General features: G+C 72.2%; 11 protein-coding genes. 8 read left to right on the top strand and 3 right to left on the bottom strand.

Annotation, left to right across the window (positions count from 1 at the left end; genetic code table 11):
* Positions 1–49: 49 nt before the first annotated feature.
* On the top strand, positions 50–1,117 hold the full coding sequence (locus C6C15_RS13695) for a threonine aldolase family protein (protein WP_025102460.1): 1,068 nt from the start codon (positions 50–52) through the stop codon (positions 1,115–1,117).
* Positions 1,118–1,212: 95 nt separating this feature from the next.
* Here the strand turns inward: C6C15_RS13695 and C6C15_RS13700 are convergent, their stop codons facing one another.
* A complete protein-coding gene (locus tag C6C15_RS13700) occupies positions 1,213–2,994 on the bottom strand; it encodes a sunset domain-containing protein (protein ID WP_105950348.1) in 1,782 nt (593 codons plus the stop codon).
* A 223-nt stretch (positions 2,995–3,217) separates the two neighbouring features.
* A complete protein-coding gene (locus C6C15_RS13705) occupies positions 3,218–3,823 on the bottom strand; it encodes a DUF4916 domain-containing protein (RefSeq protein WP_025102462.1) in 606 nt (201 codons plus the stop codon).
* Positions 3,824–3,888: 65 nt separating this feature from the next.
* On the opposite strand from C6C15_RS13705, the gene C6C15_RS13710 reads away from it, so the two are divergent.
* Positions 3,889–4,569 (top strand): alpha/beta hydrolase, encoded by a 681-nt coding sequence (locus C6C15_RS13710; RefSeq protein WP_025102463.1) that lies wholly within the window; start codon positions 3,889–3,891, stop codon positions 4,567–4,569.
* On the opposite strand, the gene C6C15_RS13715 is transcribed toward C6C15_RS13710, so the two are convergent.
* Positions 4,542–4,811 (bottom strand): magnesium transporter, encoded by a 270-nt coding sequence (locus C6C15_RS13715; RefSeq protein ID WP_025102464.1) that lies wholly within the window; start codon positions 4,809–4,811, stop codon positions 4,542–4,544. The two genes, C6C15_RS13710 and C6C15_RS13715, sit on opposite strands and share 28 nt — an antisense overlap.
* Before the next feature lie 282 nt (positions 4,812–5,093).
* On the opposite strand from C6C15_RS13715, the gene C6C15_RS13720 reads away from it, so the two are divergent.
* From C6C15_RS13720 to C6C15_RS13745, 6 genes are all read left to right on the top strand, one after another.
* Positions 5,094–6,776, top strand: coding sequence for an ABC-F family ATP-binding cassette domain-containing protein (locus tag C6C15_RS13720; protein WP_025102465.1), 1,683 nt, complete (start codon positions 5,094–5,096; stop codon positions 6,774–6,776).
* Positions 6,777–6,926: 150 nt separating this feature from the next.
* Positions 6,927–11,510, top strand: a complete 4,584-nt coding sequence (locus C6C15_RS13725; protein WP_105950349.1) for an ATP-dependent helicase — start codon at positions 6,927–6,929, stop codon at positions 11,508–11,510.
* A gap of 47 nt (positions 11,511–11,557) precedes the next feature.
* Positions 11,558–11,806 carry a type II toxin-antitoxin system Phd/YefM family antitoxin gene (locus tag C6C15_RS13730; protein ID WP_025102467.1) on the top strand — a complete coding sequence of 83 codons (249 nt, stop codon included), beginning with the start codon at positions 11,558–11,560 and terminating at the stop codon, positions 11,804–11,806.
* Complete coding sequence (locus C6C15_RS13735) at positions 11,803–12,069, top strand: Txe/YoeB family addiction module toxin (RefSeq protein WP_025102468.1); 267 nt, start codon at positions 11,803–11,805, stop codon at positions 12,067–12,069. Before C6C15_RS13730 ends, C6C15_RS13735 begins: the two co-directional genes overlap by 4 nt.
* A gap of 18 nt (positions 12,070–12,087) precedes the next feature.
* Positions 12,088–12,882: an EI24 domain-containing protein gene (locus C6C15_RS13740; protein ID WP_025102469.1), complete on the top strand. Its 795-nt coding sequence runs from the start codon at positions 12,088–12,090 to the stop codon at positions 12,880–12,882.
* The gene (locus tag C6C15_RS13745) at positions 12,882–13,655 is read left to right on the top strand and encodes a DNA-formamidopyrimidine glycosylase family protein (RefSeq protein WP_060922617.1); all 774 of its coding nucleotides are present in this window, start codon (positions 12,882–12,884) and stop codon (positions 13,653–13,655) included. The genes C6C15_RS13740 and C6C15_RS13745 overlap by 1 nt, the downstream gene beginning before the upstream one ends.
* The last annotated feature ends 10 nt before the right edge of the window (positions 13,656–13,665 follow it).

The following is a 13,665-nucleotide window of genomic DNA, read 5'->3' on the forward strand; positions in this document are numbered from 1 at the left end:
TAGAGCGGGCCTCGGACATCCGGTAGGGCAAGGCGATTAGGCTTGTCCGGTGAGCATCCCGCACGACCCCGCCATCCGGGGCTTCGCCAGTGACAACTACTCCGGCATCCACCCCGAGGTCCTGGCGGCCCTCGCGGCCGCGAACGGGGGCCATCAGGTGGCCTACGGCGAGGATGCCTACACCGCGCGCCTGCAGGAGGTGTTCCAGGCACACTTCGGTGACACCGCCGCCGCGTACCCGGTGTTCAACGGCACCGGGGCGAACGTCACCGGCCTGCAGTCGATGCTGCCGCGCTGGGGTGCCGTGATCGCGGCCTCGACCGCGCACATCAACGTCGACGAGGGCGGAGCACCGGAGAAGATCGGGGGCTTCAAGCTCCTCACCGTCCCCACCGACGACGGCAAGCTCACCCCCGAGCTCATCGACCGCGAGGCCTGGGGCTGGGGCGACGAGCACCGCGCGCAGCCGCTCGTGGTCTCGATCACGCAGTCGACCGAGCTCGGCACGCTGTACACGGCGGAGGAGATCCGCACGATCGCGGATCACGTCCACGCGCGCGGCATGAAGCTGCACGTCGACGGCGCGCGCCTGTCGAACGCGGCTGCCGCCCTCGATCTGCCGCTGCGGGCATTCACGACCGACGCCGGGGTGGACGTACTCACCTTCGGCGGCACGAAGAACGGCGCCATGCTCGGCGAGGCCATCGTCGTGCTGAACCCGGACGCCGCCGTGGGCCTCAACTACGCACGCAAGTTCAACATGCAGCTCTCGTCGAAGATGCGCTTCGTCTCGGCGCAGCTCATCGCACTGCTCGACGGCGACCTCTGGCTGCGCAACGCCCGGCACGCCAACGCCATGGCGGCCCGGCTCCGCGCGCGGATCGAGGACGGTCTCGCCGACGGATCGATCGTCGGGGTGGAGTTCACGCAGCCGACGCAGGCGAACGGCGTGTTCGCGACCCTGCCCGAGGGCGTCGCCGATCAGCTCCGCGACGTGTTCCGCTTCTACGACTGGGACGCCGCCCGCCGCGAGGTGCGCTGGATGTGCGGCTTCGACACCGAGGAGTCCGACGTCGACGCCTTCGTCGACGCGCTCGCCCGCCTCACCCGCCCCTGACGCGCCGAGACCCCGGGTTCGCGCCGAGACCCCGGGGCGCTCGCGGGTGTACGCCGGGGTATGGGCGGGAACCCGGGGTCTCGGCTGACAGAGGCCTACCGCTTCGACTTGCGGTAGCCCGCCTTGACGGCGGCGCTCTCGGTGGAGAAGCACGCCTCGGGCTTCGTCTTCGCGTAGTACGCCCCGCTCCGCACGTGATAGATCATCGACTGCGCGTTGCCCTTGATGGGAGCCCACGCGGGGCAGTTCCAGGTCGAGATCGGCTTGGTGCGCCCCGGATAGACGACGGCGGCCGTCCGAGCCGATGTGCGCGCGGCGGAGATGTAGCCGCTCTTCGTGCCGGTGACGCGAACCGTGATCCTCGCCTTCACCATCGCCGGGGTGACGACGAGCGTCGAGCCGGTCGCACGGGAGATGGCCCGGCCATTGAGGTACCACTGGTAGGTCAGCCGGGTGCCGCTGGTCCAGGTGTACGGCACGGCGGTGAGGCGAGAGCCAACGATCGCTGATCCGGTGACCCGAGGCGTCGGTGCGGACAGGATCCCCTTCACCGCGGCTGTCGGCTTCGAGCGCCGCGATGCGGCGGCGTACCCGGCTTTGGTCCCGGAGACGACGACGGTCACCGTCTTCACGGCGGCCGACGACGGGAGCGTGAACGAGGCTGCGGTGGCACGTGCGACAGGGGCGCCGTTGATGTACCACTGATACGTCAGCCGTGTTCCCGCCGTCCAGGTTCCGGTCCGGACCTTGAGGGTCTGCCCGACGGTCGGCGTACCGGTGATCGACGGCGTCGGCGCGACGAGCGGGCGGAGCACGGCGACCGTTGCCGCTGAGGCGACCGTCGCCGACGCGAAGGTCGCCTTCTTCCCGGTGACCTGAACGGTGATGCGCGTCCCCGCGTGCGCTGTCGTCAGCGCGAGGGAGGAGGCTGTCGCCTTGGCGATCGCCTTTCCGTTCGCGTACCACTGGTAGCTGAGCGCGGCCCCCGCGGTCCAGGCCCCCGGGAGCGCTCGAAGGGTCTGCCCGACGACAGGCGTACCGCTGATCGTGGGCACCGAGGTCTCCATGCGGTGCAACGCCTCGAGTGCGGCATCGATCCCCGGCCGCGCCTCCCCTGCAGCCAGCACGAGCGGTCGAGCCTTCTCGAATCGAGGCGCGTCCTGCCACCACTCCGAGACCGCGCCCGCGACCGAGGAAACGAAGGCGACGCGATACTCGCCCGCCGGCAGCCCGCCGACCGCGAAGGTACCGGCGTCCGTCACGACGTTGGCAGCGGAGACCGCGGCCCCGGCTCCGGCCACCGGGTAGACGGCGACGACGACCCGCTGCCCGGTGATGTCCACGCCCGTCGGCGCGGTGACGCGCCCGGAGACGAGGGCGGAGCGCTCGAGCACCACGTCACGCACGACCCCGTCGGGTCCCACGGACACGATCTCGCCGCTCTGCGGACCACCCTGATCGAAGACGGCGCGCCCTTCCGACACCACGCCGAGGACGACGTCGCCCTGCGGGACGCGCAGGGAGTAAGACCCGTCGGTCACGGCGGCGGCCGCGAGCGGGGAACCGACGTCCGCCCCCGGCGCATAGGCCGCGACGAAAGTCCGCCCCATACTCAGATCGGTGCCGTCCGGGAACGTGACCCGTCCGGTGACGGTGGCGATGCCCGCCGGATCCGCCTCACCGGGATCGGCGGCAGCGACCCCCGCGGCCGCTTCCACCGCAGCGGGAAGCGCTTCAGCGACCCCGGGGAAGGCGGGGTCGGCCGCAGCCGTCGCAGTGGCGGGCGCCGCGACGAAGACGAGCCCGGAGGCGAGGAGCGCAACGGCGACCGTGACGGCCAGAGCGCGGAGGGTGCGGAGAGGAGCGGCGAACGCCATGGGCATCCTTCGGGACGGACGCGGTCGACGACCGCGAGGATCAGGGCGTTCTGAGCAGATCACCTTCGTCATGAATACAGGGTCCCTGGCTCGGAAGACAAGCCTTGACCGCGCGCCGAGACCCCGGGTTCTCGCCCAGACCCCGCACTATGCGCGCGCCGTAGCCGGGGTCTCGACTCGAACCCGGGGTCTCAGGGAGAAGTAGGAGGGAGAAGGACGAGCTTCAGCGAAGGAGGCCGAGGCTGGCGAGCGCGTGGCGGATGAGGGTGCCGCGGCCGCCCTCCATCTCGGCGGCGACGGCGTCGGAGGCGGCGGCCTCGGGCGAGAACCACGTCACCTCGAGGGCGTCCTGGCGCGGCTCGCACGTCCCGGTCACGGGCACCACGAAGGCGAGGGAGACGGCGTGCTGACGGTCGTCGTGATACGCGCTCACCCCCGGGATGGGGAAGTACTCGGCCACCGTGAACGGCAGCGGCTGCGGCGGCAGGAGCGGGAAGGCCATCGGCCCGAGGTCGTTCTCGACGTGGCGGAACAGCGCGTCGCGGATCGTCTCGCCGAAGCGCACGCGGCCCGACACGATGGTGCGTGTGATCTCGCCGAGCGGCGTGGACCGCAGCAGCACGCCGATCTCGGTGACCTGACCGGAGCCGTCCGTGCGCACGGGGATCGCCTCGACGTAGAGCATCGGAAGGTGGCGCCGCGCCTCTTCCAGCTCGACGTCGCTCAGCCAGCCGGGGTTCGCATCCGGCACCGGCGGGTTCGCATCGCGGAACGAACCGAGGCCCTCGTCTTCGGGCTCCGGCTCCGGATCGGGTGTGCGCACCGCCATGCCTCCTTTCTACCAGCCGTCCTCGTCGATGGCAGCACCGGCGCGAGCCCTGGCAGGATGACGGTGTGACCGAGAACCTGACGATCGACGATGCGGCGACGCGCTGGTCGCGCACCGACCGCGCCGGGCTCCCGCTGCTCGTGCTGCTGCACGGGTACGGCGCCGACGAGCACGACCTCTTCGGCCTCGTCCCGTATCTCCCCGCCGACGTCGCGGTGGCCTCCGTCGCCGCACCGCTGACTCCGCCGTGGCCGGCCCCCGGTCGCTCCTGGTACCCGATCGAGGGGCTCGACGGACGCAGCTCCGCCGCCGTCACCCTCGCGGCGGAGGCGTTCCTGCGCTGGCTCGACGATGCCGCGGCGGACGCGCCGTCGGTGGCGCTGCTCGGGTTCTCCCAGGGCGCCGCGGTGTCGCTGCAGGCCCTGCGGCTGGCCCCCGAACGGTTCGGCGCGGTCGTCGCGCTGAGCGGCTACGCCGCCCCGGACGCCCTTCCCGGCGATGCGCACCTCGCGGAGGTCAGCCCCCCGGTGTTCTGGGGCCGCGGTTCCCACGACGACGTCATCCCCGCGCCGCTGATCGCCCACACGGCGCAATGGCTCCCCGCGCACACGTCCCTCTCCGGTCGCGTCTACAGCGGACTGACCCACAGCATCTCGGAGGAGGAGCTCCGCGACGTGCACCGGTTCCTCACGACCTGGGTCGAGGGGATCGGCGCGGATCAGGCGGAGGGGTCCCGGCCGTCCTGAGCGCCGTCGGCGGTGTCCGATCCGGCGTCGTCGTCCTCCGGCCCTTTCTCGGCGCTGCCTCCCGATCCGCGGAAGGCCACGGACAGCGCGATGCCGATCGAGACGCCGAAGACCAGGCCGAGCGCCCAGTTCTGCAACGCGACGCCCATGGAGACACCGATGGCCACGCCGAGCGCGAGACCGATGCCGAGGCCGGTCCTGGCGCGCATCTCCTCGGGACTGGGGTTCCGATCGTCTGCCATGCCTCCACGGTACGAGCCGTCGCGCGGGCCCCGCATCCCCCGCGCGACGGAGCGGCGACACGCCCGGGAGTTGCGCGGCGCGACACGCCCGGGTATCGTCGTGGCGTCCTGTCCGCCGTGTCTGGAAGTCCTTTGATCTGAATCGTCGCCTCCGCGCCCCTCTTCTCGCGCGCTGACCCGACGATCGCCGACTCCCCGGCAGACGCCCTCCTCCGCTTCCGTGACTCCACGGTCCGAAGGGCTCGGTGTCAGTGCACCCTCGCACTCGACAGGAGACACCCCATGTCACAGCCCTCTTCCTCGCACGCCGCCGTCGTCCTCGACCGCCTCTCCCTCACCTGGCCCGACGGCACGGTCGCCCTCGACGGCGTGTCCGGAGCCTTCGGCGCCGGGCGCACGGGACTGGTCGGCCGCAACGGCGCCGGCAAGTCCACGCTGCTCCGGCTGATCGCCGGGGAACTCTCCCCCACCTCCGGAACGCTCAGCACCTCGGGCGAGGTCGCCTTCCTCCCCCAGCAGCTCACGCTCGACGTGGACCGCCGGGTATCCGACCTCCTCGGGGTGACGGCCGCCCTCGATGCCGTGCGGGCCATCACCGCCGGTGACGTCGACCCCGCGCACTTCGACGCGGTCGGCGACGACTGGGACATCGAGGCGCGGGCGGAGGCCTCCCTCGCGGAGGCCGGGCTCGCCCCCGCTTTCCTCGACCGCACGGTCGGCGAGCTGTCCGGAGGGGAGGCCGTGCTCGTCGCGATCGCCGGCATCCGGCTGCGGCGGGCTCCCCTCACCCTCCTCGACGAGCCGACGAACAATCTCGACCGTGACGCCAGGGCGGCCCTCGCCGCGATGGTGCAGTCGTGGAAGGGCACGCTCATCGTCGTGAGCCATGACCTCGCTCTGCTCGAGCTCATGGACGACACCGCCGAGCTGTACGGACGGAACCTCTCCGTGTTCGGCGGCCCCTACTCCGAGTGGCGCGCCTGGCTGGACGCGGAGCAGGACGCGGCGAAGCAGGCCGAGGTCGCCGCCGCCCAGGTGCTCCGCAAGGAGAAGCGCCAGCGGATCGAGGCCGAGGTCAAGCTCGCTCACCGGGCCCGGACCGCCAAGAAGGCCGAGGTCGAGAAGCGCGTCCCGAAGATCATCGCGCACGGTCGAAAGATGGCCGCCGAGGTGTCCGCGGGGAGGCTGCGCACCGAGGTGGGCGCGAAGGAGGACGCGGCCCGCGCGGCACACGATGCCGCGGGACGACGGGTGCGGTCCGACGCCTCGATGAAGATCGAGCTGCCGGACCCCGACGTGTCGCGGAGCCGCCGGATCGCCGAGCTCGGCGGACCGGAGCGGTCATGGGTGATCCAGGGCCCGGAGCGCGTGGCCCTCGTCGGACGCAACGGCGCCGGCAAGACGACCCTGCTGGAGCGGCTGGTCGACGGGGCCGTTCACAACTCAGGACAAGAGGCGCCGGAACGTCCGAATCCGACGCTGGAGGCGGAGATCGGGCGCGATCTCCTGAGTTATGAACGGCCGGAGCTCCGGGCGGAGGCGCTCACTGACCGGATCGGCTACCTCCCGCAGCGCGTCGACGGTCTCGACGAGAGCCTGTCCGTCTTCGCGAACGTGGCCGTCGCGGCACCGCAGGTCCCGGAGAAGGAGCTCCGCAACCGGCTCGCGCGGTTCCTCATCCGGGGCGGGACGGCCGACCGTCCGGTGTCCGCGCTGTCCGGCGGGGAGAGGTTCCGGGTCGCTCTGGCCCGGCTGCTCCTCACGGATCCGGCTCCGCACCTCGTCGTCCTCGACGAGCCGACGAACAACCTCGATCTCGACACGGTCGACCAGCTCGTCGAGGCGCTGCGGGCCTACCGCGGGGCGGTGCTCGTGGTGAGTCACGACGACGCCTTCCTCTCCCGACTCGACCTCGACCTCACGCTCGAGATCGACGCGGACGGCGTGCTGCGGGAGGTCGTGTGACCTCGTCACCCATTCCGCCTGCACGAACCTTGTCCGCCCGCACGACCGGAACCTCGGTTCGGTCGTGCGGACGGGACCGGGTCGTGCGGGCGGGAGAGGGGGCTGTCAAGGTCCGGGCCGGATGTCGGTGGGGTCGGGAATGATGGAGGCATGAGCGACGTGCTCGACCGCTTCACCCCGGCCACACAGGACTGGTTCCGGGGTGCCTTCACCGCACCCACGCCGGCGCAGGCGGGCGCGTGGGAGGCGATCTCCGCCGGCAAGCACGCCCTCGTCGTCGCTCCGACCGGTTCCGGCAAGACGCTGTCGGCGTTCCTCTGGGCCATCGACAGCGTGTTCCGCGAGCGCGCCGCCCTCCCGGAGGAGCCGAAGAAGGACGGGTCCCGCACGCGGATCCTCTACATCTCCCCGCTCAAGGCCCTCGGCGTGGACGTGGAGCGCAACCTGCGCTCGCCCCTCATCGGCATCGGGCAGTCCGCGCGGCGGCTCGGTCTCACCGCCCCCGGCATCACCGTGGGCGTCCGCTCGGGAGACACCACGTCGAGCGATCGCCGCAAACTCGTATCCGATCCGCCCGACATCCTCATCACGACCCCCGAGTCGCTGTACCTCATGCTCACGAGCCGGGCCGGCGACACCCTGCGCGACGTGCACACGGTCATCATCGACGAGGTGCACGCGGTCGCCGCCACCAAGCGCGGCGCGCACCTCGCGGTGAGCCTGGAGCGCCTCGACGCCCTCCGCCGCTCCCACGGCGCGGAGACCGCAGCGCAGCGCATCGGCCTCTCGGCCACCGTCCGCCCGATCGACGAGGTCGCGCGGTTCCTCGGCGGCGCCGACCCGGTCGAGATCGTCGCTCCCCCGGCATCGAAGACCTTCGAGCTCGGCGTCGTCGTGCCGATGGACGACATGACCAACCCGCCACCCCCGCCCGGGGCGCCGCCGGAGGCCCCGGGGATCGATGCGGAGTACACCGAGGTCACCGGCTCGGTGTGGCCGCACGTCGAGGAGGCGATCGTCGACCGCATCCTCCAGAACAACTCCACCATCGTCTTCGCGAACTCCCGCCGCCTCGCCGAACGGCTGACCGGACGGCTGAACGAGATCTATGCGGAGCGGATCGGGGTCGCGCTTCCGGAGCCGGCCGTGCCCGCCGCGATGATGGCGCAGGCGGGAACCACCGCGGGCGCCGATCCGGTGCTCGCCAAGGCCCACCACGGCTCGGTGTCGAAAGAACAGCGCGCGCAGGTCGAGGAGGAGCTGAAGTCGGGGGTGCTCCGGTGCGTCGTCGCCACGAGCAGCCTGGAGCTCGGCATCGACATGGGTGCCGTCGACCTCGTGATCCAGGTCGAGGCGCCGCCGTCCGCGGCCTCCGGGCTCCAGCGCGTGGGTCGCGCCGGACATCAGGTCGGCGAGATCAGCCGCGCGGCCCTGTTCCCCAAGCACCGCGGCGACGTGCTGCACACCGCGATCGTGACCGAGCGGATGCTGGCGGGGAAGATCGAGGCCATCCAGGTGCCGCGGAACCCGCTCGACATCCTCGCCCAGCAGACCGTCGCGGCCAGCGCCCTCGGCGCCATCAGCGTCGAGGAGTGGTTCGAGACCGTCCGCCGGTCCGCCCCGTTCCAGTCCCTCCCCCGCTCCGCGTATGAGGCCACCCTCGACCTGCTGGCCGGCCGCTTCCCCTCCGACGAGTTCGCCGAGCTGCGGCCGCGCCTCGTCTGGGATCGCGATGCCGGCACGCTCACGGGCCGCCCGGGGGCACAGCGGATCGCGGTCACGAGCGGCGGCACCATCCCCGACCGCGGTCTCTTCGGCGTCTTCGTGGCGGGCGAGTCCACGGGTGCCCGCGTGGGCGAGCTCGACGAGGAGATGGTCTACGAGTCCCGCGTCGGCGACGTGTTCACCCTGGGCACCACGAGCTGGCGCATCGCCGAGATCACCCACGACCGCGTCAACGTCATCCCCGCCTACGGCCAGCCAGGCAAGGTGCCGTTCTGGCACGGCGACGGCATCGGCCGCCCGTTCGAGCTGGGCGAGGCGCTCGGGGCGTTCTCCCGCGAGGTGTCCGCCGCGAAGCCGGAGAAGGCGGAGCAGCGTCTCATCGCAGCCGGGCTCGACGAGCAGGCGCGCGCCAACCTCCTCGCGCATCTCTCCGAGCAGCGGGAGGCCACGGGCACGCTGCCGACGGACCGCACGCTCACCGTGGAGCGCGGACACGACGAGGTCGGCGACTGGCGGGTCATCCTGCATTCCCCGTACGGCATGAAGGTGCATGCGCCCTGGGCGCTCGCGATCAATGCGCGCGTGCGGGAGCGTCTCGGCGTCGAGGGCTCCGCGGTGGCGAGCGACGACGGCATCATCGTGCGCATCCCCGACGCCGAGTCGGAGCCGCCCGGTGCGGAGCTCTTCGTGTTCGATCCGGACGAGCTGGAGCAGCTCGTCACGCAGGAGGTCGGCGGCTCGGCGCTGTTCGCCTCGCGGTTCCGCGAGTGCGCCGCGCGGGCGCTGCTCATGCCCCGCACGAACCCCAACCGCCGCACGCCGCTCTGGCAGCAGCGCCAGCGCTCGGCCCAGCTCCTCGAGGTCGCCCGCCGGCATCCCACCTTCCCCGTGATCCTGGAGACCCTGCGCGAGGTGCTTCAGGACGTCTACGACCTGCCGTCGCTCCGGAAGCTCGCGACCAGCATCGCCGACCGCCGCATCCGCCTCGTCGAGACCCAGCCGGGGCAGCCGTCGCCGTTCGCGCGCGACCTCCTCTTCGGCTACGTCGGCGCGTTCATGTACGAGGGCGACTCGCCGCTGGCCGAGCGCCGAGCGGCCGCCCTGTCCGTCGATCCCGCACTGCTGGGCGAGCTGCTGGGCACGGTCGAGCTGCGCGAGCTCCTCGACCCCGACGTCATCGCGCAGTTCGAGCGCGAGGCCCAGCGCCTCGACCCGGAGCGTCGGGCGCGCGGCCTGGAGGGCGTCGCCGACCTGCTCCGGCTGCTCGGCCCGCTCGACGCCGACGAGGTGGCGAGACGCCTCGATCCGGAGTCCACCGGCGGAGCGACCGCGGCGACGCTGCTCGACGACCTCGTGACCGCGCGGCGGGCCATCCCCGTCACGATCGCCGGGGTGGCCAGGGTCGCCGCGATCGAGGACGCCGGACGCCTGCGCGACGCTCTCGGCGCAGCCCTGCCGACCGGCATCCCCGTGGCCTTCCTCGAGCCGCTGGCGGATCCCCTCGGCGACCTCGTGGCCCGTCACGCCCGCACCCACGGCCCCTTCACCACCGCGTCCGTCGCTGAGCGCTTCGGTCTCGGCACCGCGGTCGCCCGGCACACCCTGCAACGCCTGGAGACGAACGGCCGCCTCACGAGCGGGTACTTCCTCCCCACCGCGGCCGGCAGCGGCGACGACATCGAGTGGTGCGACACCGAGGTGCTGCGGCGGCTGCGCATGCGGTCGCTCGCGGCGATCCGCGGGTCCGTCGAGCCGGTCTCCCCGGAGGCCTACGCCCGGTTCCTGCCGGACTGGCAGCATCTCGGTCGACCCCTGGAGGGCATCGACGGCGTGCTCACCGTGATCGAGCAGTTCGCCGGCGTCCCCATCCCCGCCAGCGCCTGGGAGTCGCTCGTCCTGCCGTCGCGGGTGCGCGACTACACCCCGGCGATGCTCGACGAACTCACGGCCGCGGGCGAGGTGATCTGGTCGGGACACGGCACGCTCCCCGGCCGCGACGGGTGGGTCTCGCTGCACCCGGCCGATCTCGCCCCGTTCACCCTGCCCGATCCGGACGCGGAGATCGCCGCGGAGTCTCTGGAGGCGCGCCTCCTCGCGGCCCTCGCGGCGGGCGGCGCCTACTTCGCCGCGCAGCTCAAGGAGATGACCGGCGCCGAGAACGAACAGTCCGTGCTGGAGGCGCTGTGGTCTCTGACCTGGTCGGGGCATGTGACCAACGACACGTTCGCGCCGATCCGCTCGCTGCTGACCGGGGGCTCCCAGGCCCACAAGGTCAAGCGCCGCGCTCCGCGTGCGCGCACCTATCGCGGCATGTCGCTCACGCGCACGGCTCCGCGCCCGACCTCCATCGGCGGTCGCTGGTCGCTGCTCCCCGAGGTCGAGACCGATCCGGCGAGGCGCGCGACCGTCACCGCCGGACTGCTCCTCGACCGCTACGGGGTGGTCACCCGCGGGGCCGTGCAGTCCGAGGGCGTCCCCGGAGGTTTCGCGCAGGCGTACCGCGTGCTGGCCGGATTCGAGGAGGCGGGGCACTGCCGTCGCGGCTACGTGATCGAGAAGCTCGGCGCCGCGCAATTCGCCGCCTCCGCCACGGTCGACCGTCTCCGCACGTACGCCGGCCTCGCCGATCCGCCGCCGCGGAGGGCCGTCACCCTGGCGGCCACCGACCCCGCGAACCCCTACGGTGCGGCGCTCGGGTGGCCGAAGCTCGAGGGCGTCTCGCATCGCCCGGGGCGCAAGGCCGGCGGGCTCGTGGTGCTCGTCGACGGCGCCCTCGTCCTGTCGCTCGAGCGCGGCGGACGGACCGTGCTGTGCTTCACGGACGACGAGGAGGTGCTGCAGGCCGCCGCCGCCGACCTCGCGACGACGGCCAGGGACCGCCGCCTCGACACCCTCACCGTCGAGAAGGTGAACGGAGAGGGCGTGTACGGCACGATCCTCGGGCGGGCCCTGCAGGAGGCGGGCTTCGTCCAGACGCCGCGCGGCTTCACGCTTCGCAAGGCCGTCTGACTCGGTCTCACGAGTGGTACCATATTCCGTACCAGAAGGGGGACGACATGGCCATCACGACGAGTGAAGCGCGGCGCGATCTGTTCGGCCTGATCGAGCGCGTGAACCTCGATCACAGCGAAGTGGAGATCACCTCGCGCCGAGGAAGTGCCGTCCTCATGTCCAAGGCGGAGTACGACTCCCTGGTGGAGACGAGCTACCTGCTGCGCTCGCCCGCGAACGCTCAGCGACTCCTCAGCGCCCTGGCCGCTGCCCGCGACGGCGACGTCTCGGAGCACGACCTCGACGAGGCATGACGACCCGGCTCCTCGTCTGGACACCCGAAGGGTGGGAGGACTACGTGTACTGGCAGACGGAGGACCGTCGTGCTCTCAAGCGAATCAACCTCCTGATCGCCGACACCCTCCGCGACGACCCCTTCCAGGGGATCGGCAAGCCCGAGCCCCTCAAGCACGCGCTCGCCGGCGCCTGGTCTCGGCGCATCGATGAGGCTCATCGCCTCGTCTACACGGCGACCGATCGCCACGTGACCATCCTGCAGGCCCGCTATCACTACTGACCCCCCTACCCTGGAGCCATGATCCGAGAGTTCGCCGCCGGCGTCCGCACCCTGTTCCGCGGCTTTGGCGTGTGGCGCACCCGTCCGGGCCTGATGGCGCTCGGGCTCGTCCCCGCGGTCATCGCGCTCGTGCTCCTCGTGGCCGTCCTCGTGCCCCTGATCCTGTCGATGCCGTCGCTGTCCGCGTGGCTCACCCCCTTCGCCGACGGCTGGGTCGAGCCCTGGCGCCGGTTCCTGCGGACCGCGGTCAGCCTCGTGGTGGTCGCCGCCGCGCTCGCGCTGGCCAGTTCGGTGTTCAGCGCCCTCACCCTCACGATCGGCGACCCGTTCTATCAGCGCATCTGGCATGCCGTGGAGAAGGACCTCGGCGACCCGCCTCCCGCCGACGGCGGCAGTTTCTGGACCACCGTCGGTGAAGGTCTCCGACTGGTCGTGCTCGGCCTCGTGATCGCCGTCCTCGTTCTCCTCATCGGCCTCGTACCCGGTGTCGGCGGCGTCCTCGGCGCGGTGTCCGGCGTGGTCCTCACGGGCCGCCTGCTCGCGCGGGAGCTGACCGGTCGCGCCTTCGATGCGCGCGATCTCAGCCCCGCCGCCCGCGCCGCGCTGTTCTCGGGCAGTCGCGCCCGCGTGCTCGGCTTCGGCGTCGCCACCCAGCTCTGCTTCCTCATCCCGGGCGGCGCCGTCGCCGTGATGCCGGCCGCGGTCGCGGGAAGCACGATGCTGGCGCGCGACATGCAGGCCCGCACCCCGCTCGCCGTCGCCACCCCTGCACCGGCCCCGGGACGGCACGACCGCACTCCCGGGATCGCCTGATGCCCGAGGGAGATACCGTCTTCCGCACGGCCCGCCGCCTGGACGAGGCCCTCGCGGGCGGGGAGGTCACGCGCTTCGACCTCCGCGTGCCGCGCTTCGCGACCCTCGATCTGACCGGACAGCGGGTGCACGGCGCCATCCCCCGCGGCAAGCACCTCTTGCTGCGGATCGGCGAGAGCACGCTGCATTCGCATCTGCGCATGGACGGCGCCTGGTTCGTGTACCGGCCCGGCGAGAAGTGGCGGCATCCCGCGTTCAAGGTGCGGGCGATCGTCGGCACGGCGGAGCGCGAGGCGGTGGGCGTGGACATCGCCGAAGTCGAAGTCGTCCCCACCCGCGATGAAGACGACCTCGTCGGCTACCTCGGCCCCGATCCGCTCGCCGCCGACTGGGACGCGATCGAGGCCGCGCGCCGGCTCGGCGCCGACACCCGGGCCATCCACGTCGCCCTGCTCGATCAGCGCAACGTCGCGGGGTTCGGCAACGAGTACGCGGCAGAACTCCTGTTCCTCCGCGGAATCCTGCCGACCACCCCGACCCCGGAGGTCGACGTCGCCGCCCTCCTCGACCTGGGTGTGCGGACCATCCGCGCGAACCGCGACCGCCGCAACCGCACCTTCACCGGCATCGATCGTCCGGGCCAGGCCACGTGGGTCTACGGACGCGCCGGACGCCCCTGCCGACGCTGCGGAACGCTCATCCGTCGCGGGGAGCTGGGGGCCGATCCGACCCGAGAGCGGATCACGTTCTGGTGCCCCCGGTGCCAGCGCTGAGCCGTATCCA

Origin of the sequence: Microbacterium sp. str. 'China', from assembly GCF_002993305.1 — a bacterium.
Classification (GTDB): domain Bacteria; phylum Actinomycetota; class Actinomycetes; order Actinomycetales; family Microbacteriaceae; genus Microbacterium; species Microbacterium paraoxydans.

What these genes read in the sequence shown, in the direction of transcription:
- C6C15_RS13730 (WP_025102467.1), top strand. Translation starts at nt 11,558, where the DNA reads ATGGCCATCACGACGAGTGAAGCGCGGCGCGATCTGTTCGGCCTGATC.
- C6C15_RS13740 (WP_025102469.1), top strand. Translation starts at nt 12,088, where the DNA reads ATGATCCGAGAGTTCGCCGCCGGCGTCCGCACCCTGTTCCGCGGCTTT.
- C6C15_RS13720 (WP_025102465.1), top strand. Translation starts at nt 5,094, where the DNA reads ATGTCACAGCCCTCTTCCTCGCACGCCGCCGTCGTCCTCGACCGCCTC.
- C6C15_RS13725 (WP_105950349.1), top strand. Translation starts at nt 6,927, where the DNA reads ATGAGCGACGTGCTCGACCGCTTCACCCCGGCCACACAGGACTGGTTC.
- C6C15_RS13705 (WP_025102462.1), bottom strand. Translation starts at nt 3,823, where the DNA reads ATGGCGGTGCGCACACCCGATCCGGAGCCGGAGCCCGAAGACGAGGGC.
- C6C15_RS13735 (WP_025102468.1), top strand. Translation starts at nt 11,803, where the DNA reads ATGACGACCCGGCTCCTCGTCTGGACACCCGAAGGGTGGGAGGACTAC.
- C6C15_RS13700 (WP_105950348.1), bottom strand. Translation starts at nt 2,994, where the DNA reads ATGGCGTTCGCCGCTCCTCTCCGCACCCTCCGCGCTCTGGCCGTCACG.
- C6C15_RS13715 (WP_025102464.1), bottom strand. Translation starts at nt 4,811, where the DNA reads ATGGCAGACGATCGGAACCCCAGTCCCGAGGAGATGCGCGCCAGGACC.
- C6C15_RS13745 (WP_060922617.1), top strand. Translation starts at nt 12,882, where the DNA reads ATGCCCGAGGGAGATACCGTCTTCCGCACGGCCCGCCGCCTGGACGAG.